Annotated in this window: 26 protein-coding genes and 1 pseudogene; 7 read left to right on the top strand and 20 right to left on the bottom strand. The window is 41.2% G+C overall.

All coding sequences use genetic code 11. From position 1 onward, the window contains the following. The first annotated feature begins 74 nt into the window (after positions 1–74). Complete coding sequence (fabF, locus tag MKZ02_RS13085; RefSeq protein WP_340853922.1) at positions 75–1,310, top strand: beta-ketoacyl-ACP synthase II; 1,236 nt, start codon at positions 75–77, stop codon at positions 1,308–1,310. Between the two features lie 170 nt (positions 1,311–1,480). On the opposite strand, the gene MKZ02_RS13080 is transcribed toward fabF, so the two are convergent. Next, on the bottom strand, positions 1,481–1,969 hold the full coding sequence (locus MKZ02_RS13080; protein ID WP_340853921.1) for a PaaI family thioesterase: 489 nt from the start codon (positions 1,967–1,969) through the stop codon (positions 1,481–1,483). A gap of 141 nt (positions 1,970–2,110) precedes the next feature. Between MKZ02_RS13080 and MKZ02_RS13075 the strand changes: the two genes are divergently transcribed. Next, a complete protein-coding gene (locus MKZ02_RS13075) occupies positions 2,111–2,563 on the top strand; it encodes a hypothetical protein (RefSeq protein ID WP_340853920.1) in 453 nt (150 codons plus the stop codon). A gap of 64 nt (positions 2,564–2,627) precedes the next feature. On the opposite strand, the gene MKZ02_RS13070 is transcribed toward MKZ02_RS13075, so the two are convergent. The 4 genes from MKZ02_RS13070 to MKZ02_RS13055 form a co-directional block, all read right to left on the bottom strand. After that, on the bottom strand, positions 2,628–2,885 hold the full coding sequence (locus MKZ02_RS13070; RefSeq protein ID WP_120031636.1) for a DUF2533 family protein: 258 nt from the start codon (positions 2,883–2,885) through the stop codon (positions 2,628–2,630). 206 nt (positions 2,886–3,091) lie between these two features. Continuing rightward, on the bottom strand, positions 3,092–3,370 hold the full coding sequence (locus tag MKZ02_RS13065; RefSeq protein ID WP_340853919.1) for a hypothetical protein: 279 nt from the start codon (positions 3,368–3,370) through the stop codon (positions 3,092–3,094). A 92-nt stretch (positions 3,371–3,462) separates the two neighbouring features. Next, on the bottom strand, positions 3,463–3,900 hold the full coding sequence (locus tag MKZ02_RS13060; RefSeq protein ID WP_340853918.1) for a GNAT family N-acetyltransferase: 438 nt from the start codon (positions 3,898–3,900) through the stop codon (positions 3,463–3,465). A gap of 140 nt (positions 3,901–4,040) precedes the next feature. Beyond that, positions 4,041–4,385, bottom strand: a complete 345-nt coding sequence (locus MKZ02_RS13055) for a DnaD domain protein (protein WP_182916940.1) — start codon at positions 4,383–4,385, stop codon at positions 4,041–4,043. 421 nt (positions 4,386–4,806) lie between these two features. Here MKZ02_RS13055 and MKZ02_RS13050 point away from each other — a divergent pair. Continuing rightward, positions 4,807–5,402: pseudogene (locus MKZ02_RS13050) on the top strand (class I SAM-dependent methyltransferase). Between the two features lie 212 nt (positions 5,403–5,614). On the opposite strand, the gene MKZ02_RS13045 reads toward MKZ02_RS13050, so the two are convergent. Beyond that, on the bottom strand, positions 5,615–5,947 hold the full coding sequence (locus tag MKZ02_RS13045; RefSeq protein ID WP_120031647.1) for a zinc ribbon domain-containing protein YjdM: 333 nt from the start codon (positions 5,945–5,947) through the stop codon (positions 5,615–5,617). An 85-nt stretch (positions 5,948–6,032) separates the two neighbouring features. Further along, positions 6,033–6,923: a LysR family transcriptional regulator gene (locus MKZ02_RS13040; RefSeq protein WP_120031649.1), complete on the bottom strand. Its 891-nt coding sequence runs from the start codon at positions 6,921–6,923 to the stop codon at positions 6,033–6,035. Positions 6,924–7,077: 154 nt separating this feature from the next. On the opposite strand from MKZ02_RS13040, the gene MKZ02_RS13035 reads away from it, so the two are divergent. Beyond that, positions 7,078–7,779, top strand: coding sequence for a class I SAM-dependent methyltransferase (locus MKZ02_RS13035; protein WP_120031651.1), 702 nt, complete (start codon positions 7,078–7,080; stop codon positions 7,777–7,779). A 134-nt stretch (positions 7,780–7,913) separates the two neighbouring features. On the opposite strand, the gene MKZ02_RS13030 is transcribed toward MKZ02_RS13035, so the two are convergent. Beyond that, the gene (locus MKZ02_RS13030) at positions 7,914–8,342 is read right to left on the bottom strand and encodes a hypothetical protein (protein ID WP_340853917.1); all 429 of its coding nucleotides are present in this window, start codon (positions 8,340–8,342) and stop codon (positions 7,914–7,916) included. Between the two features lie 267 nt (positions 8,343–8,609). Here MKZ02_RS13030 and MKZ02_RS13025 point away from each other — a divergent pair, with 267 nt between their 5' ends. Continuing rightward, positions 8,610–8,951, top strand: coding sequence for a hypothetical protein (locus MKZ02_RS13025; RefSeq protein WP_120031655.1), 342 nt, complete (start codon positions 8,610–8,612; stop codon positions 8,949–8,951). A gap of 106 nt (positions 8,952–9,057) precedes the next feature. Here the strand turns inward: MKZ02_RS13025 and MKZ02_RS13020 are convergent, their stop codons facing one another. From MKZ02_RS13020 to MKZ02_RS13010, 3 genes are all read right to left on the bottom strand, one after another. Continuing rightward, a complete protein-coding gene (locus MKZ02_RS13020) occupies positions 9,058–9,786 on the bottom strand; it encodes an MOSC domain-containing protein (RefSeq protein ID WP_340853916.1) in 729 nt (242 codons plus the stop codon). Between the two features lie 36 nt (positions 9,787–9,822). Continuing rightward, positions 9,823–10,884, bottom strand: coding sequence for a nicotinate-nucleotide--dimethylbenzimidazole phosphoribosyltransferase (cobT, locus tag MKZ02_RS13015; protein ID WP_340853915.1), 1,062 nt, complete (start codon positions 10,882–10,884; stop codon positions 9,823–9,825). 81 nt (positions 10,885–10,965) lie between these two features. After that, positions 10,966–11,571 carry a histidine phosphatase family protein gene (locus MKZ02_RS13010; RefSeq protein ID WP_340853914.1) on the bottom strand — a complete coding sequence of 202 codons (606 nt, stop codon included), beginning with the start codon at positions 11,569–11,571 and terminating at the stop codon, positions 10,966–10,968. A gap of 261 nt (positions 11,572–11,832) precedes the next feature. Here MKZ02_RS13010 and MKZ02_RS13005 point away from each other — a divergent pair, with 261 nt between their 5' ends. Beyond that, a complete protein-coding gene (locus tag MKZ02_RS13005; protein ID WP_340853913.1) occupies positions 11,833–12,015 on the top strand; it encodes a CsbD family protein in 183 nt (60 codons plus the stop codon). Positions 12,016–12,162: 147 nt separating this feature from the next. Then, complete coding sequence (locus MKZ02_RS13000) at positions 12,163–12,618, top strand: DinB family protein (protein ID WP_340853912.1); 456 nt, start codon at positions 12,163–12,165, stop codon at positions 12,616–12,618. 54 nt (positions 12,619–12,672) lie between these two features. On the opposite strand, the gene MKZ02_RS12995 is transcribed toward MKZ02_RS13000, so the two are convergent. The 9 genes from MKZ02_RS12995 to MKZ02_RS12955 all read right to left on the bottom strand — a co-directional run bounded on the left by MKZ02_RS12995 (position 12,673) and on the right by MKZ02_RS12955 (position 18,916). Beyond that, the gene (locus tag MKZ02_RS12995; RefSeq protein WP_182916943.1) at positions 12,673–12,816 is read right to left on the bottom strand and encodes a hypothetical protein; all 144 of its coding nucleotides are present in this window, start codon (positions 12,814–12,816) and stop codon (positions 12,673–12,675) included. 126 nt (positions 12,817–12,942) lie between these two features. After that, positions 12,943–13,218 (bottom strand): YiaA/YiaB family inner membrane protein, encoded by a 276-nt coding sequence (locus MKZ02_RS12990; RefSeq protein WP_120031665.1) that lies wholly within the window; start codon positions 13,216–13,218, stop codon positions 12,943–12,945. 150 nt (positions 13,219–13,368) lie between these two features. Further along, a complete protein-coding gene (locus MKZ02_RS12985; RefSeq protein ID WP_340853911.1) occupies positions 13,369–14,235 on the bottom strand; it encodes an energy-coupling factor ABC transporter ATP-binding protein in 867 nt (288 codons plus the stop codon). Positions 14,236–14,258: 23 nt separating this feature from the next. Then, positions 14,259–15,035, bottom strand: coding sequence for a cobalt ECF transporter T component CbiQ (gene cbiQ, locus MKZ02_RS12980; RefSeq protein ID WP_340853910.1), 777 nt, complete (start codon positions 15,033–15,035; stop codon positions 14,259–14,261). Further along, complete coding sequence (locus MKZ02_RS12975) at positions 15,032–15,325, bottom strand: energy-coupling factor ABC transporter substrate-binding protein (RefSeq protein WP_340853909.1); 294 nt, start codon at positions 15,323–15,325, stop codon at positions 15,032–15,034. Before MKZ02_RS12975 ends, cbiQ begins: the two co-directional genes overlap by 4 nt. A gap of 3 nt (positions 15,326–15,328) precedes the next feature. Further along, positions 15,329–16,024: an energy-coupling factor ABC transporter permease gene (locus MKZ02_RS12970; RefSeq protein ID WP_340856393.1), complete on the bottom strand. Its 696-nt coding sequence runs from the start codon at positions 16,022–16,024 to the stop codon at positions 15,329–15,331. A gap of 88 nt (positions 16,025–16,112) precedes the next feature. Then, positions 16,113–16,889, bottom strand: a complete 777-nt coding sequence (cobA, locus tag MKZ02_RS12965) for a uroporphyrinogen-III C-methyltransferase (protein ID WP_340853908.1) — start codon at positions 16,887–16,889, stop codon at positions 16,113–16,115. Then, positions 16,882–17,523 carry a precorrin-2 dehydrogenase/sirohydrochlorin ferrochelatase family protein gene (locus tag MKZ02_RS12960; protein ID WP_340853907.1) on the bottom strand — a complete coding sequence of 214 codons (642 nt, stop codon included), beginning with the start codon at positions 17,521–17,523 and terminating at the stop codon, positions 16,882–16,884. Before MKZ02_RS12960 ends, cobA begins: the two co-directional genes overlap by 8 nt. Continuing rightward, a complete protein-coding gene (locus MKZ02_RS12955; protein ID WP_340853906.1) occupies positions 17,501–18,916 on the bottom strand; it encodes a cobyrinate a,c-diamide synthase in 1,416 nt (471 codons plus the stop codon). Before MKZ02_RS12955 ends, MKZ02_RS12960 begins: the two co-directional genes overlap by 23 nt. Positions 18,917–18,924: the final 8 nt, after the last annotated feature.

The raw sequence follows: 18,924 nt of genomic DNA, 5'->3' as shown, positions 1-18,924 counted from the left end.
GGATAAATACTCACTTGTAATAGGATAACTGAACTGTAAAATACAAGTATATTATTGATTGAGGGGGATGAAAAGTGGAAAGAGTCGTGATTACCGGTATGGGAGTGGTATCTCCTATAGGAAACAACATCCAAACATTTTGGAACAATCTGATTAATGGGAAATCTGGTATATCCCCTATTGATACATTTGATGTGGCTAATCATAAGACAAAAATTGCAGGTATCGTCCAAGATTTTGATGCCAATGAAGTTTTAGGGGGGAAAGAAGCAAAACGTTTAGATCGCTTTTCTCAATTTGCTTTAGCTGCAGCTGAACAAGCTTGGGCAGATTCCGAGTTAGCCCTCGATCGTATAGATGTAGAAAAGTTAGGCGTATACGTAGGGTCAGGTATAGGAGGAATTGCCACTTTAATTGAAAATATTGATGTGCTTAGACAGAAGGGGCCAAGAAGAGTCAGCCCAACTTTAGTACCTGCCATGATTTCTAATGCTGCTGCTGCACAAATTAGTATCAAGTGGAACGCGATGGGCCCCTCCTTGTCACCTGTTTCTGCCTGTGCAATTGGCAATACAGCTATTGGTGAAGCCTTTAGACTCATTCGTTCTGGAGAGGTTGACGTTATGTTTGCGGGTGGAACAGAGGCAGCGATAACAGACCTATCAATAGCAAGCTTTGGCAATGCGACAGCCTTATCAACAAGAAACGATGATCCCACTAAAGCTAGTCGTCCATTTGATGACAATCGAGATGGGTTTGTCATGTCAGAAGGAGCTGGAATTCTAATCTTAGAATCTTTATCTTATGCTTTGCAAAGAGAGGCAAAGATTTATGCAGAAGTCATCGGATATGGTGCAAGTTCAGATGCACATCATATCGTAGCTACACATCCCGAAGGTAAAGGGGCCTATCTTGCAATGAGAGCAGCTTTAAAAAATGCCAATATATCGCCTGAAGAAATTGACGTTATTAGTGCCCATGCAACAAGTACAAAAGTCGGGGACATCTCTGAAACGATGGCTATCAAGCAGCTGTTCGGGAAGCAAGCCTATCAGATTCCAGTAACAGCTAACAAATCTATGCTTGGTCATATGTTAGGAGCAGCTGGTGGGGTGGAAGCCATTGCTTTAGCAATGAGTTTGAAGGAAGGGATCATTCCTCCAACAATTAACCTAGAAAATCCCGATTTATTATGCGATCTTGATTATGTACCATCTGTTGCTCGCCAAGTGAAAATAAATACGGGGCTATCTAACTCATTTGGTTTCGGAGGTCACAATGCAGCTATTATTTTAAAGAAATACGAATGAATAAACTTTCTTTCGTCCATCTAACCATTTTCTCTAAAAGTTGAATTGTATAACTGTCGTTTTTCAAACCACTTTATTATTACTTAACAGCAAACTCAACATTCATTGATTTTGTCTGCAGTCTAAAAGGAGAATTCGTGGAAGAATTCTCCTGATTTAATTTATTGCTATTAATCTTGCTTATTTACAAAGCTACTGGGCATGACGACCGCTACTACTTCTCCCCGAGCACAAAGTACATCGTTGGCAAACACTTCCGTGTGCACTTTCCATTTCTTCGGATGAACCTCTTCTACTTTTCCCACTGCCTTTAATGGGACACCTTGCGGAGTGGGCTTGATAAAGTCTACTTGTAAGGAGCCTGTGACAAATCGCGGCAGTTCAGCTCCATCTCCTAATTCATGGCCATTTTTACGGTGCAGAGCTAAGGAAGCTGAACCTGTCCCATGACAGTCAATCAATGAGGCGATAACCCCTCCGTAGACAAAACCCGGAATGGCTGTATGATCCTTCTTTGGTGTATACACGGTTACGGTCTGTTCCCCTTGCCAGCCCGTCCGAAAATGATGCCCTTCTTCATTTAGCCGGCCGCATCCATAGCACCACGCAAAATCATCTGGATACTCATCCTGAACTGCTTTTATTATTGTTTCTTCCATCTTCATCCCCCCCTTTTTCAGAATAGTATAGCATATTCCAAATACATTTATATTTAAATAAGTGATAATAATTACAAAATTGGTTTTTTGTAGTAAATTAAACCTTATCAGCACGTTGAAAGGAGTTTCATTATTAATCGTATGAAGAAAAAATGGAGAGCTGTATTTTTCACGTTTACTGGAGGCTTTCTTTTAATCATTGGTGCAATTTTGGTTTTCCCAGAATGGGTTTTCCCAGAATTATCTCCTACCTATGTACAAACTCTTGAAACAAACTGGGGACTATTACTTCCTCCGCCAAATAAGGAACGAGTGATAAAGAATACGAGAGAATTTCATGGCGACGGAGATGCGATTACAGAATTACAGTATCAGCAAGCAAGTGACATCCAATCTATCAAGCATCTTTCTGCTTCTTGGATTAGCGGTAAAAAGTTTAAGGAATTAAAAAATCAATTTCCTGTTTGGGTTAGCGATCTCCTAACGGAAGTTGATAACGAGGCAATTTATTTTTATTTGAGAAAAGCTGGCTCGGATTACATCGTTTTTGAACTAAAAGGAAATAAAGTTACGATTTATGAGTCATATATCTAGCCTACATGATCTTTATTTAATGAAAAACCGTTCCAATATTAGCTTTGGAACGGTTTTTCATTCATCACTTTAAAGTTTTTACATATTCATCAACCATTTCTGGCGTTACTAGTTTACGGCTAGGTATCAGCCTCTTGTTTGCAAGAATATTAATTTGCTCGGTAATCTCATTAATACGGTCGGTTGTGAAATTCTTTCCTGCTTTGCATAACTCTACAGCTTCCTGAATATAAGCCTCTCTTTGCTGATCCAAGTCGGCAAACTCTTTGTATAATTGATTTTGCTTTTGCGCATGAAGCGTAAGGTCCTTATGTACACTCATTCTTTTTCACTCCTATAATTAAAATGGAATCTATCTCTTATCTTAACAAGTTCACTGAAAATACAGAAGATGCAAATGATCATTTTATAACTATTCGAAAAGCATAGGTAGCGTCTCCTTCTTTCCAATTTGCATGAATCACATAGATAAACGCACCTTTTTCTTTAGGTAACATAATCTTATTATGTTTTACTTTAATAGGTTGGTCACTTCCATCCTTCCATATGAGAAGGAGAATAATTAAATTTGATAACTACATTGGAGCCTGCCGGAACAGTAGAATAATCTATGTTTTTAACAAGTTCCTCCGGTCCAGCAGTATCAGCTTCTACCCCTTTGCCATTTTGACCCCAAGAATAAGATCCAATTTGATATTCAACCTTTTCTTTTCCTGCCGCTATCACCGGCTTAGGCGGCTCGGGCATGCCGAATTGACAGGCTGCCAAGAAAACGGGCAGAAGAACGGCTACCATTATTTTTTTCACTCGTTTCTCCTATTTTTTGCCGCAACATTTTGTTGATTTTCTCCTTCCAGTCTATCGGATAAATGATAAAAGAGATCCTGTATAGCTCGCTTTCATACATTCAAGCTCATTGTTACATGCCTAATAGAGAAACCCAATTTTTCATATAATTTGATGAGGTGGTTTCCTAAAAAAGCACTTAAACGACTCTCAGAATAACCGTTCAGCTTTAAATGATTAATAGCCTCCATTAACAGCGGTTCTGAAAAGCCCCTTCCTCTAAATGTTTCCTTAATGAACAGTTCATAGATAAAGCCAATCGGCGTGTCAGAGAATTGGTCTTCACTTGTGCCGAATAACACCCAACCCGCTAACTCTTCTCCTTCCACTACTATTAAGTAGGAGCAGCCTTTTTTCAACAGCGGTTCAATAAGCTGCTCTACTTTTTTATTTGTCGGTTTTACTTTCCTTAATGTCCCTTCGTATACTGCTTGCGGAGACCGGGCTATGATTTCTTCCACCTCCAAGTTTGACGGCTTTCGGATTTCCACATACGTCCCCTCCCACCATTTCTCAAGTTATAAAAGTTTAATAGAAAAAAACCCCCCCGACCGGAAGAGGCTTTTGCTTTACGGATGTCATTTTCTTCGTCCAATAGTAAATAACATTTAATGAACTGCTTGTCTGCTTTCTATGCCCACTTTTTATCTGCATTCCCTCTCCTGTAAGTTCGTTTCCACGCGCGGTATTGCCTGTGCTCTTTTCGGGAAAAGATAATTGCCTGTTCAATAGTGGTTACTTCATACTCTAACCAGTGACTGGCAATCTTCTTAATTAATCTGCCGTTTAGTCTCATGCCGTTAACAAGCAATACAAACTCCAGCAGTACATTTATTACTCCTTTGTTTAATCCCAAATCGTTTAGTTCCTCTAAAATCTTTAGGTCGTGCGAAGTTGCTTTCTCGTATTTGTTTCGTTCAAGTACTTCAATAGGCGTCAAAGTTTCGAACTTCCTGACCAATTCTTCACTTATCACACCCTCACTCCCCTCTTTGTCCACAATTGTAACATATATCCATTTTCTATGCTTGTTTAAGCTCCATTCATTCAATTAAGAACTGGATATATGATATTTTTTGGGAAGGGAATTTCCTACACAAATATACTTTTAAAAAATCTTTTTATACTCTTTCAACCGTATCAGTCCCTCAATAAACTTTGCTTTCCGCCCCCTGTATTTATCCATATCTGCCCCCTTTCTCCTCTCTTTAACATCCTTTGTGTTTGAAACGACAGAAACATAGGCTAGTTTTCGTTTATCTAAAGTTACTGTGTAATCCTTACTCGGCTGACGGCAGGATAGTTGAACAAAAAATAAAAAGATGGAACGTATATCATTTTCTATCGTATTAAGTAAACGATATATAGAGTTAGATGTAATGAAAGGAGGTATAGAATTGAACTTGTTAAATAAGTTAATAGAACAAGCTAAGAATCCTAATGGGATTTTAGGTTCATTTATGTTAAGGATAATGAACTCTGCTCATATTGAAATGAACAAATGGGCTGTGGAGAAGATAAAAGTAAGAGAAGAATCTGTAATGTTGGATGCAGGTTGTGGCGGAGGGAAGACCCTGCAATTACTGTCAGACATTAATACATATGGAAAGATATATGGTATAGATTATTCCGAACAGGCAGTGAAAGACTCTATAAGAGCTAATAAGGTAGATGTAGAAACAGGTAAAGTACACATTCAACAAGCAAGCGTGACGAACATTCCGTTTCCCGAAATAGTTTTGATATTATAACTGCTTTTCAAACACATTACTTTTGGCCGGATTTAGAAAACAGTGTAAAAGAGGTTTTTAGAGTATTGAAACAAGAGGGCTGTTTCTTCATTATTGCCGAGATATACAAAATTAATTATCATATGAAAACCTATAAAACAAAGGAAGATATGGAGCAACTGTTTAAAAAAACGGGGTTTAACACAGTAGAGTTTTATGTAAATCCAAATAAAAAATGGATATGTATTAAAGGAACTAGATAATGCAAAAAATAAATCAATTAATAAACATTCTTAATCAACTGAGTTGAACAAATATGGGGGAACCTCTGATTAATAGGATTTTCCTTAATTATTATGCAAATATCCACAATAAGATGTAACGGAGCCTATATTTTAAAAGGCTTTCTTTTATAGGAATAAAGAAAGAGCATCCATCAAGTTTTCTTATGGATGCCTTTTCTTTTAATTGCTTTTTATGCTTTCTTAACGAATTGTGATTTTAATTTCATGGCTCCAAAACCCTCGATTTTACAATCAATGTCATGGTCTCCATCCACTAGCCGGATATTTTTCACCTTTGTACCTATTTTGAGCACAGAGGAACTTCCCTTCACTTTAAGATCTTTTATAACAGTGACCGTATCGCCATCGTTCAGGACATTCCCGTTGGCGTCTTTGATTACCTTCTCCTCTTCCTTTTCCCTCTCTCTCGTCCATTCATGGGCGCATTCTGGACAGATAAAAAGAGCTCCATCTTCATAAGTATACGTTGAATTGCATGTCGGACAATTTGGCAAGGCTGGCATTATTGTTTCCCCCATTCAATCGTTGTTCTATTTTTCTTTATAAGAATACCTCACGTATCTTTATCCTGTCATAAGCTTCTCTTATTTACAACCTGTTCTCAGCAAAAGCCGTTTTTAATGCAGTGACAAATTTCTTTGATTCTGGTGTTTCTATTTTAGTCACGATATAAGTGAAGGATGCAGGCGGTACAATTTTGTCCTGCTGCACTTCAGTCACTCGTTTCGTTTCTAGTTCCTCTTTCACCATAGACAGCGGTAAATAAGAAATTCCTAACCCTTCCTCAATCAACCGCTTAGTCACTTCGATTTGAGTGACAGGCATGATGCGAACTGTTGGGTAATGCTTTTTAATTACTGGTAAGAGATATTCCCAATAGGAAGGATGATTATTAGTTAAAAGCCGATATGAATGGAGAAGATCCTCCTCGCTCCTATCGTCTCTGTCTTGACAAGCCTTTTTACCCGATGGTGCGACAAGAATCACCGGGTCTTGATGAACTGTTTCATAACCTAACCCCATTCGATTTGACTTTAGTCTTGACAGTCCGACATCTGCCTGTCCACTGCTTACTTCTCTTTCTATATGAAAGGAGCTGACTACATTGATAATCACTTCAATATCAGGATGCTCTTCTATGAAAAAACGCAAGAAAGAAGGAAATACGGAGGCAGCAATTTGCGGAGCAACAGCGATCGTCAGCTTTTGATTATATCCTTGCTTCCATCCTTCAAATGACTCGATTTCCGCTTCATACTTCTCGACGATTTCTATAGCAGATGAGAGAAACTTATAACCAGCAGAAGTGAGAAAAATGCTTTTTCCTCTCCGTTCAAACAATGCCACATTTAAATAACTTTCCAGCCTTTTTATATGCTTTGTTACAGCTGGCTGTGTTAAAAAAAGTTCTTCTGAAGCTTTGCGGAAATTTTCATATTTTGCCGCTGCCACAAATGTTTTTAACCACTTTATATCCATTTAATTTTCCAACCTTCTTATTGATAACTGTTGGTTATTGATAACGAACTGTTTTGTTAATTTTCATTATACTCTAATTATTTTATAATTCATATCACACCAGTTATTTATACAGTTTGAGCTACTCTACTCAAAGGACGAGGAGGAACTGTAAATGAATCAAACTAAAAAGCACTTACAAGAAAAATTTAATGAGAACGCTCCCCACTATGATGAGCAAAGAAAAAAATTAATCCCTTGTTTTGATGATTTTTATTCTATTCCTTTATCAATTATAGAAACAACCAAGGAAGCTCCCGCCGTGCTTGACATAGGAGCGGGCACAGGATTATTCTCTTCCTTCGCAAAGGAAAGGTATCCTGACGCACAGATTACCCTTATCGACCTGTCTGAAAAAATGATGGACGTCGCTAAAGAACGATTTAGGAAGGATAAAAAAATTGATTATATTATCGCTGATTATACAGAATATAAGTTTGATCAAAAATTTGATATCATTATCTCCTCTCTTTCCATTCACCATTTAAGAGATGTTGAAAAGAAAAAATTGTATAAAAAGATTTTTACCTGGCTTCATGAAGATGGCATGTTCCTCAATGCAGATCAAGTTCTTGGGCATACACCTTTTATTGAATCACTCTATCAAAATGACTGGAAACATAAAATTGAAGCAAGCGGTTTAACGAAAGCAGAAATTCAAGCAGCTTATGAGCGTACAAAGCTCGATAACATGGCGACATTAGAAGATCAAATAAGCTGGTTACAAGAAAGCGGCTTTACGGATGTAGACTGCCTATATAAATATTTTAATTTTGTCGTATTGTATGGCAGAAAAGCCCTCTCTCAAGAGCCGTGACAAGTATTTCTACGCTGGTTTGTATTTCTTCTCAACGAACCATACATTAAAAGGCTTGGAAAAAGGTTGGGCATTTCTCCCTCCTTTTTCCAAGCCTTTGATTTTTTATTCAGCCAATGTGAGGTCTCTTTCCCTTACTCTACTTCGACGATAAAACTTGCATATGGTTCTTTATCGACCGCTACACTTATGTCCCACAAACCTCGTTGATCAAATGCCAATTTCGCTCCGCTTTGCTCATTTTCAATCATGGCTTTATAAAGTTGAATCTTTTTTCCTGTCTCTTCATGAGTAGCTGTCATGCTATATCCCTCTCCGTTTATTCCCGTGGAGTCATCAAGAAAATAAAGCTGATAATGCCCGCCTTTTTCTACAGTAAATTCCGGCTCCCCGCTTTCTCCATTTAATTTAACCATCCCAAACTTCCCCTTTTCCCCGTAGAGAAGCTTGCCCTTAGCCTCAAATGTCGGGCTTGGCTCGGCTGTATTCTCCGCGCACCCTGTAAGTAACAGCACAAAAGCAAACAACAGCACACCGATGAGCTTTATTTTTACATTGTTCATTTCTCTCTCCCATTATTTTATTTTCAACCTCTCAAGTCCCCTTTTATCCGAGCGTCGAATGAATAAAAACCTCTATCGCATCATTTATATTAAATGCCAGCATTCAAGTGTTTATTTCGTTTGACCTTTTAAGACGTTCGAGAAAGACACAAATTTATCCTTTCTGCCGTTCGCGAAAAAAGAAATCTGCTTCTCATACGAATATTAAAGCAGTCATTCACATAAGAATGAGCAAAACTTCATGTTGGACAAGAAAGGAAGAATTCCATGAATAACAAGTTTAAGTTTATTCTATTGCCCATTCTTTTAATTCTCCTTATAGCGGCTTCAAGCTTTGATTTTTCTTCCCAAAAGCTTTTGGAGGAAAAAACTTCTTTAACCGCCGTGGAACCAGGAAGCACACCGGTAATAGCTGAGTCAAAAGAACAAAAAGAGCAGTTCCAGCCTAGGAATTTCAAACTGGAAGAGAAGTTAGTCAATCGCGAGGAGATAGATGATTATGTGGTTGAAACATATCGCGAATACGAAGTTTATACAGACAGCCAAGGAAACGTAACAGAAAGCATTCCTACTTCAAACTATAATTATATTCGCTATTATAAAGATTAAAGAAATACCTCCATTTGACGATCCTGTTGTTTAAGCACGCTCCTAGAAAATCCTTTATCTATAGTCTAGAGCGTTTCTTTTGCAGAAACGCTCTTTATGTTAGCCTCTAGTCAATCAAAAACACGTCATCTCCGACTTGAATGTCGCCTGTCTTCACAACAGAAGCATATACTCCGAAAAAGTTATTTCTTTCTTTTACGATAGTTTTAAGCAAGGAAGCATTTCTCTCAGCACTATCAGGGTCAACGGTAATAATCATACATCTCTCGCAATGCCTGTTTAATTGAATCTCCACTTCCTGCCCAATCTTGAGTCGTTTGCCAAACCAGTTTTCTTCAGCAAAAGGAATTTTATCTTTTAATGATAAAAGTAAATTAGGACGAAAACGCCTGTAATCAATCTCTTCTTCCCCCCACATGTCCATCAATTGATTCAAAGAAGCATCTGTCACCAATTGAATATGTTCCTCTTCAATGGCTCCTAAAGGGACGTGAGTGGGAGAATACACTACAGTAGAAATTTCCTTTTTTGCTCGTCCTTCGAGCTCTTTCAATAACTCTTCTTCCCCCCAGTTCATAACCTTCCCCTCTGGCGTTGTTACCTGAACCTCAGGATATTCATCGTTTAGCTCTTCCCCCATAAACTTTGCTTGATAGCGAACCATTTCCGGAAATTGAGTAATCGTCAGGAATTTTCCTGCCCTGCTTTTATCTAAAAGTGCATGACTGCGGTCGCCATATAAGCCGTAGCCCATTATCTTGGTTTTCTGCACGCTCTCTCCGCGAAAGGACTTTACGGGATGCCGAACGATTTCCTTGATGGTACCGATTAACATATTAGTTCTCCTCTTCCTCTATTAATAGTTATGTTTTTATTTGTTAATAGTTATAGAAGCCGCTGTTTTATTCGAGACGTTTGCTTTGGCAAACGTGGCCATCTCTGCTGTCATGTTCACAGCCGCTTCTAATATTGGAAAAGCAACCGCAGCCCCGCTGCCTTCTCCAAGCCGCATACCTAATTGCAAAATAGGCCGTTTCTTTAAATACTGAACAGCCACTGAATGCCCTGGTTCAGCAGACTGATGAGAGACAATCATGTAATCTGACGAGACAGGAGCAAGCAAATGAGCAATACAAGCGGATACCGTGCAAATAAATCCATCGAGAAGGATAGGAATCCTCCGTTCTGCGGCTGCCAGCATCGCTCCAGCCATTGCTGCCATTTCCAATCCTCCTATATTTGCTACAAGGTCAATCGCATCTTGCGGATCAGGTTGTCTTCTATCTATTGCTTGCTTCACTACTTTTATTTTTCTTTCAAGCTGCTCCTTAGAAATACCCGTGCCCTGACCAACAATTTCTTCTGGTTTTATGCCGGTCAAACAAGCCAAAACTGCGCTGCTCGCTGTTGTGTTGCCAATGCCTACTTCTCCGACAATTAAACATTTCATGCCGGTCTCCATAAAACCTTTTGCTTCTTCATAGCCAACTGAAAGAGCTTGAATGGCTTCTTCTCTTGTCATAGCCGCTTCGTTTAAAAAGCTTGCCGTACCCCGCCTCACTTTTTTGTGAATGACCCCTTCATCCACTACATCAGCAGCCACTCCTACATCCACGACTTTAAACTGTGCGCCAATTTGGCGACTGAAGACATTAATTGCTGCTCCGCCGTTCACCATGTTTTCTACCATTTGAGCAGTGACCTCTTGCGGAAAAGCAGATACCCCTTCTTGCACTATTCCATGATCGGCTGCAAATACAATCACGCCGGGCGGCAACACTTCTGGAAACGGCTTGCCTGTTATTTTTGCCAGTTCAATCGCCAGATCCTCTAGCCTTCCAAGACTGCCAATAGGCTTCGTTAACGTGTTAATATAGTCAGATACTTGCCGGCCCATCTCTTCATTTAATGAGGGGATTTCAAATTTCTTCATCACATTTTCCTCTTTTCTTAATACTTATCTTGTCTATTGTCCACCGGGAAACTCTTTCACTTTTTGGCAAAATTCTATCTTTTATGACAATCGAGACAAGCGGCCTTGTCGATTTTCCGGTTCCTTATATGTATAGCTTGTACAGCTCCACTGATGCCGCCCAGTTTTACGCTCTCCCCTCCATCCTGCTCTTAATAGTTCCCGGGCAATAAACTGGTTAAAAACCCCGTGTCCTGCTAAGAGCACACGCTCGTGCTCTGCGGCTAACTGAATTAAGCGATTGCTTGCTTGGGCTGCCCTCTCTCTCGCCTCCTGTATTGATTCCCTCTTTCCTTTATATCCCGCCAGCCATCCGCATCTGTGGCAGATCGCCCAAAAGGACGGCGGCAACTTTATATCAAAAAAAGAAAAAGAAGTAACCGGCATTTCTGCTTCCCGAAAGAGCACATCCGATAAGATAGGAGCCTTTCCTTCTAACCTCTTTGCCGATTGGATCGAACGGCAGAGAGTACTAGTAACGATTAGATTCGCTTCTTGTGCTTGTAATTTCGTTGATTCCGGAACGGCGGTTTCTTGAATAATTCCAGCTTTATCATAATCATCCACCCATTTGGCAAAATCGGTGCAAGAAATGGGGAACCGATCAGCGTGCTCAGACTTTCCATGCCTCATCAGTATGATTTTCATCTTCTCACTTCCTTCTGCCCTTTGCTTAATGAACATTTCCCAGAAAATATTGTTTGAAAATTCTTTCAAATCTATTGATTGACGCTCTTTTTGCAAAAACATTTTCTGTATTTATTTTCCTATACTGGATAGTTTTTTTCAAGGAGATCTATTTCAAATGTATTTTTTTTACATTTTTCAGTATGTTTGATCTATCTAATAGAGGGAATAAAGTAACTATTCTTCAATTTAAATTAATGATACTAGAATGGAGGTTTTATAATGAGAGACAATGGGATGGAAGACAAGCTAAAAGGCATGGGAAACAAAATGAAAGGTGAAGCCAAAGAAGCGTGGGGAAATATGACCGGTGATGAGCGAATAAGATCAGAAGGGAAAGTGGATCAGCTCAAAGGCAAATTCCAAGACACGGTCGGTAAAGCTAAAAATAAGCTCAATGGCTGATGCTTAAGAAAAATAAATACTTTTGTAAAAAAGCTGCTCTAAAATATGGAATATAGGAGCAGCTTTTTTGTGTGGGCAGTTCTTGAAACGGGCTTTTTTTGTTTTTTGTTTTATAATAAAAGAGAAAATGTAAATGGAGGAATGTTTATGGCTATTTGGGAACGCGTAAATTTCGCACGCACAGCAACAGTAAACACATTAGAGAAAATTGATGAAGGTAAATGGGACCAGCAGCCTGAAGGCTTTCCCAATACGATCAGATGGAATGCTGGACACATTTATCTTGTCATGGAGGCCTTAATGACGAAAGCTGCTCCTGACTTAGAAACAAACATACAGAAATATGCTCCATTTTTCAGCCCGGGCACGAAGCCCTCGGATTGGCCGGATACTGTCCCATCGAAAGAAGACATTATCCACCTGCTTGTTGATCAGCAAAAACGGATGCAGCAACATTTAGACAGTCGCCTGTCGGATCAGCCAGCGAATGAGATTATGATCGGTCCGCTTAAACTCGAATCCATTGACGACTTATTGAACTTCCTTTTATTCCATGAAGGAATGCATTTAGGAGTCATTCAATCGCAAATGAAGCTCGTTTAACATGTAGAGGCTTGCCTGGAATCCACCTTTCCGGGCAAGCCTCTTATTTACGTTTTATCCCTTTATTCCTTGAAGCCATTCAGAGTAGCAATACTCACACATCATTTCTTCACGTTCTTTATTTTCATGAAAAAATGAGATGTAATGAACACGCTGCTGCTCTAAGTCGTCGTCACAATAAAAGCATGTTTGATTCATTCTGCTACCATCCCTTTTATACAAAATCTCTTCGTAAGACATCTTTATTTTTTCCGTTGCACTGCGAAAAATGACAGAAAAAAGATTCCACAAAGAGCGGATGGAAGCAAATTTGTTATGTTGTGGTTAGTCTACCTTTTTAGATATCGATGATATCCCTTGCTGCCTTTCTCTTTCTTGTTCAGCGATAATTTCATTATCTTCTGCGTTGTCTCGTGTTACTTTTTGCGTTAAAATCGCCCCAACTGCCACCAAAATCATCACAGCAATATAATATCCTTTTTCATTAAGCTGCATATCAGCATTATAAAGGCCGACGCTAAATAAGAAAACTCCCGCAAAAAACGTAAAATAAGACAGTACTGTAAAGGCCGTGGTATTTCTCCTTCTGTACTTTTGCATGCGGATGACCTCCTCAAAAATAATCCAATAGTCTTCCCTATTTACTTTTTCAAAAGAAAGACACTTTTCTTTATCATATCAATTTGAAGTCAAGATGGGTACCTTTTTATGGATGAACAGTTATTTTCTCCTATAAAAAGCGCATAACTTCTATTTAAGAAGCATGCGCTCTGTGAAAATATCTCTATCCTTCTTTTTTTCTTGTTTGATCCAGTCAAGCAGTTCTCTTTTGGATTTAGGGGCTGTTTCTGCTGCACTTTTCTCCTTCTCTTGCAGGGCGGCAAACACGCCGATAACCCATGGCTGTTCCAAATAACACTCTTCTAGCAATTCTTTCTTCTTAAATATGTGACCTGCCTCTCCGAATGCCCGAATGCCCCCTTGCTGCATAATCAATACCTCATCCGCCCACTCATAGGCAAAATCCACATCGTGTGTAGAAAGCATGACAGTCGTTTCCTCATTATGTAATTCGCTTAGCAGCTGCATAATTTTTTTAGCGTAATAAGGATCCAGTCCAGCTGTTGGTTCATCAAGGATAAGCAATCTTGGTTCCATAGCAACAACACTTGCAATGGCAGCTCTCTTTTTTTGTCCAAGACTTAAAAAATGCGGTGGCTTATGCTGGAATTCAATCACGCCGGTTTTTTCCATTGCTTGCCTTGCCATCTGCTCTACTCGCTCATGATCCCATCCCAAGTTTCGTGGCCCATATAGGATATCTTCTCGAACCGTTGGAGAAAACAACTGGGTATCGGGATTTTGAAAGACTACGCCCACTTGTCTGCGCAACTCCTGCAGCTGTTTTCGCTTATAAATAAGCGGTTTCCCATTAAATAAAATTTCTCCTTCTGCCGGTCGAAGCAATCCATTCATATGAAGAAAAAGTGTGGACTTTCCTGCTCCGTTATTACCGAGTACCGCAATCTTTCGTCCAGGAGTGATTGCCAGCGAAACAGAGCTGAGTGCTTTTGTGCCATCTGTATAATTGTAGCTAACATTTTTTAATTCGATCATTTTAAGACATCCTTTGCCCGTTGTTAAAAAAGCACGCCGATGCTGCATGACAGAGAGAAGAATAGTATGGCAATCGCCCATGCATAAGGCCGAAGCGAGTATTCAATACTGTGCCGTTCCACTGCCTCTGCCCCTCCACGGGCGTCTGCAGCAAATTGTACTTCCTTTGCGTCTCTCATCGTCTGTACGAATAAATTGGCCGTTAAACTGGATAGTGAATGGAGAGAAGAACGCCAGCCGCTATAGCCAGCCCGTGACTTTTGCGCTTTGTAGGTTTCCTCCGCTTTCGCTGCCAGCACAAAAATAAACCGATAAGTAACAGCAGTCAGATCAACAAATAATGACGGCAGACGCAAGGTGTACAGAGCAAAGGCGATTCCCTGAAAAGGCGTCGTTAAAATAAAAAAGTACATACAGCTGACCGCTGAGTAGGCAGACAGACATAAAACAGTCGCCTGTTCAACCGCTGAAAGGGAAATGTAGGCATGCCACCCTAAAACATTCTCACTCTCAATAAAGGCAGCTGTATCTGTTCCGGCCGGAGCAATAGACACTAGGAGAGGAAGAATGCTCAATAGCAAAAAAACAAGTGGCAGACACAATAAAGCGAAATAGCGTCTCCAAGGGATTCCTGCACCCAATACAGCGATTAGGCTCATCAAAAAGAAGACAAAAACGGAAACGAAAAGATTTTTTAAAAATAGCACTAAAAACAAATGGGAAAAAGCAAACAACGCTTTTTCCACCGGATGCCAATCTGCGAGGCGATTATGATGAGCATAGTAATCGATCACTTTCATTGCAGGTGCTCAGCCGCTTTCTCTTCCAATTTCTTTTTCATTCGGCTGGAGCCGATAAAGTAACCGATAAATAATGCCCCGACAGCCGCCTGTAAAACAAACAGCAAGCTTTCCACTTCTCCGCTTGGCGGCTCCCATAAAGATTCAAACCAGGGCTTATAATCCGGGTTAATCTCTGTAATCGCTTCTTCTGCTTCGCCGTCAGCACCATTGAATTCAGCCGTTTTATTTATAATAAGCGGTATAACAGCGAGACCAACAACCAGTATGAGCAAAAGAATGTTTTTCATCGCTTAGGCTCCCTTCCCTACAATACTCAGTTGCTTTAATTCATTTTCATTATATTTCAGCAGCCAATTCATAACAATCACAGTGAGAATCCCTTCACATAAGGCGAGCGACACTTGTGTCAGAGAGAAAATGCCGGCAAATTTAACGAATGAGGCGAATACACCGCCTACTTCTGCTGGAAAAGCGAGCGCCAATTGGAGAGACGTCACCGTATATGTGCCCAAATCTCCCAAAAAAGCAGCTAAAAATACGGCTACTGCAAAACTGATGTTCATTTTCCGACAGCCTTTATAAACAGCATACGTGATAAGCGGGCCGGCTATAGCCATAGAAAAAGCATTGGCCCCGAGTGTAGTTAATCCGCCGTGAGCTAAAAGGAGCGCCTGAAACAACAAAACAATCGTTCCAAGGACAGCCATTGCGAGCGGGCCAAATAAAACGGTTCCGAGCCCAACACCAGTTGGATGAGAGCTGCTTCCTGTCACGGATGGAATCTTTAAAGCGGACAACACAAATGTAAAGGCACCAGCAAGACCGAGCATCATTTTCGTTTCCGGATGCTGTTTGATTGTTTTTTGAATGGACCTTATACCGGCAGCGATAAATGGAATAGCAAGTACCCACCAAAAAAGCGCCCATTTTAAGGGGAGAAACCCTTCCATAATATGCATGGCAGCGACAGGCTGAATAGAACTCATCCAAAAATAACAGGCAAAAACGGCTGTCACGATCACTAATTTATTTAAGTTACCCATACTGTCACCTTCTAAGTATTTAATTTTTATCCTATAGAGTCATTGGCTGTTTGAGAATTGCGTCCTCAAACCAGCTGATTTTTTCTCTAAGCCCGACAACCTCGCCAACAAGTACAATAGCAGGATTCGTTATCTGATGTTCTTTCGCTTTTTGCTCTATCGTCGACAGCTCTCCTGTCACCGTCCGCTGCACAGTAGTCGTTCCCCACTCGATGAGAGCTACAGGCGTGGAAGGCTTTTTCCCATGGTGGATCAGCTGTGAGCATATATGGGGCAAATTGCCGACCCCCATATAAAAAGCAATCGTATCAATTCCCTGGGCCAGCGCCTCCCAGTTAATATGATCTTCACCTTTTTGCTCCCGGCCGTGTGCGGTAACGATCGCAAAGCTTGAGGCATGATCACGATGGGTTATGGGGATGCCCGCATAGGCAGGAGCGGCGATGCCAGCTGTAATGCCCGGGACAATTTCAAAGGGGATGCCGCTGTTGGCCAGCTCCTCCGCTTCTTCCCCGACCCGGCCAAACACACACGGATCTCCTCCTTTTAAGCGGACAACAATCAAACCCTGTTCCGCTTTTTCCACAAGGAGGCGATTAATCTGCTCTTGAATAAGTGCGTGCTTGCCAGGGAGCTTTCCACAAAAAATCAGTTCGGCTCCCTTCTTCGCATAAGCAAGCAATTCTTTATTCACAAGTCGGTCATAAGCAATAACATCTGCTGCTTGAAGGCACTCCATTCCTTTTACAGTGATTAATTTCGGATCACCGGGACCCGCTCCTACTAAAAACACTTTTCCTTTATTCATTATTTTCCCTCCAATCTGTTAATACCTCTTCAAGCAGTTGTTCTCTTTCCGAACAGGAAGCTACCTTCGCTCTTTTTTCAAAAGCAGGACTGGCAAGTTCTTTAAACACCAGTTGCCGAATAGAGGGATCAGAAAAGGATTGTTTAATGGCAGCCCGGCATTTATCAAGAAAGGACAAATAAGAAATGTATTCATCATCGAACTGCTCTCTCAGCTCCTGAACGATCCTTTTGCTCAACGCCGGGCTTGCTCCATGCGTGCTTACTGCTATAGAAAGCTTATTTTTTTGGAAAGAAGCTGGCACGATAAAGCTGCTTTCCTCCGGATCATCTGCCAGGTTAACGAGCTGGTGGGGAGAAGTGCTTTTATTAACGAGCTGATTGGTTTCCCTGCTGTTCGTCGCTGCAATAATAATAAAGGCCCCCACCAAATCAGATGGCGAAAACTCTTTTCTTAGCCACCTCACCCCGTTGCAGCCAAGCAGCTGACTCATCGCTTCCGACACCTCAGGGCTGATCACTTCAATCTGTGCACCGGCCGCTGCTAAAGAACGCACTTTTCGGGCTGCCACCGGTCCTCCTCCGACAACGACCGCTTTTTTACCGGTAATGTTAAGCATCGCCGGATAAAGCATAGTTCTCACTCCCGATCGCCCGTTGTTCTTCTCTATACTTTTCACATGCCGTTACAAATCGCCCGGCTATTTCTGGCGAAGAAGCGAAGTGAAAGTGAACATAGCTGGCAGCTACATTGTTGAAAAGGCAGCCTTCTTCTTTCTCTCCTCTCCTTCCAACAGATTTCCAGGCTGTCGGCAGCGGATCTTCTGTTGAAAAGGTAGAATAGTGAAATTCATGGCCTCTGGCCTTTTCACCGACAGGCAAAAGAAAGTTCGGCCGCAATCCAGTTAATTCACGGTAACCAAGGGCTGCGAGCTTTCTCTGCATTTTCACTTTGCCTGGAATGACACCAACCATCGGATAAATGTGTCCGTCTGTATCTTCAATGGACTCCGTTAAATACATAAAACCGCCGCATTCAGCCAGCACTGGCAGTCCATTTTGCACAGCAAGACGAATGGAGTGTTTGGTCTTTTTATTCTCAGCAAGCCGAGCAGCAAACTCTTCTGGAAAGCCCCCGCCAATATACAAACCGGAAACACCTTGCGGAACCGGCTCATCAGCAAGCGGTGAAAAAAAAGAAAGCTCGGCTCCTTTTGCCTTCAGTAATTCCAAATTCTCTTCATAATAAAAATTGAAAGCAGCGTCTCTGGCAATGGCAATTTTAACGGTCGCCGCTTTATCCTTGGCAAAAATAGAGGCATCCTTTTCTTTGATTTTAGTGGTTTCTGCGATCTTCCAAATGCCATCTAAATCGAGCGTCGCAGTTATGAGTTCACCGAGTTCTTGGAACAGCTCATCCAGCTCTCCTCTTTCTACCGACGGCACAAGACCGAGATGCCGCTCCGGAATAGTCACTTCTATATTTTTCTTTAAGTAGCCGACAACCGGCAGCCCACACTCTTGTTCAATCGCTGCTTTTACGATTTGATAGTGGCTTTCACTCCCGACCCGGTTCGCAATCACGCCGGCAATCTTCCCAGCCTTGTCCATGGCCTGAAACCCTTTCACAATAGCGGCTGCACTTCGCGCCATGCTGGCACAATTGACGACTAATAAAACCGGACAATCAAGCAGGGCGCTAAGGTCCGCCGAGCTGCCCTCATCCGTGAGCGGATCCCGTCCATCGAAATAGCCCATAACTCCTTCCATAATAGAAAGCTCAGCCCCGGACGCTCCTCTGGCATACACTTCTCTTACCGTTTCTCGATCCATCATCCAGCTGTCCAAATTTCGGGACGGCCTGCCGGTAACCGCTGTATGATAAGCCGGATCAATATAATCCGGCCCGCATTTGAACCCTTGCACGATGCGGCCCCGTGCGTGAAAAGCCGCCATTAAGCCAAGCGTGACCGTTGTTTTGCCTGCTCCGCTGCTTGTTCCGGCGATCATAATTCTTCTCTGGCTCATCTTTCTTC

The sequence above is a fragment of the Pseudobacillus sp. FSL P4-0506 genome (assembly GCF_038003025.1).
Lineage (GTDB): Bacteria > Bacillota > Bacilli > Bacillales > Domibacillaceae > Pseudobacillus.
The sequence above is the reverse complement of the archived record's forward strand: the minus strand, read 5'-3'. Positions and strand labels throughout refer to the sequence as shown.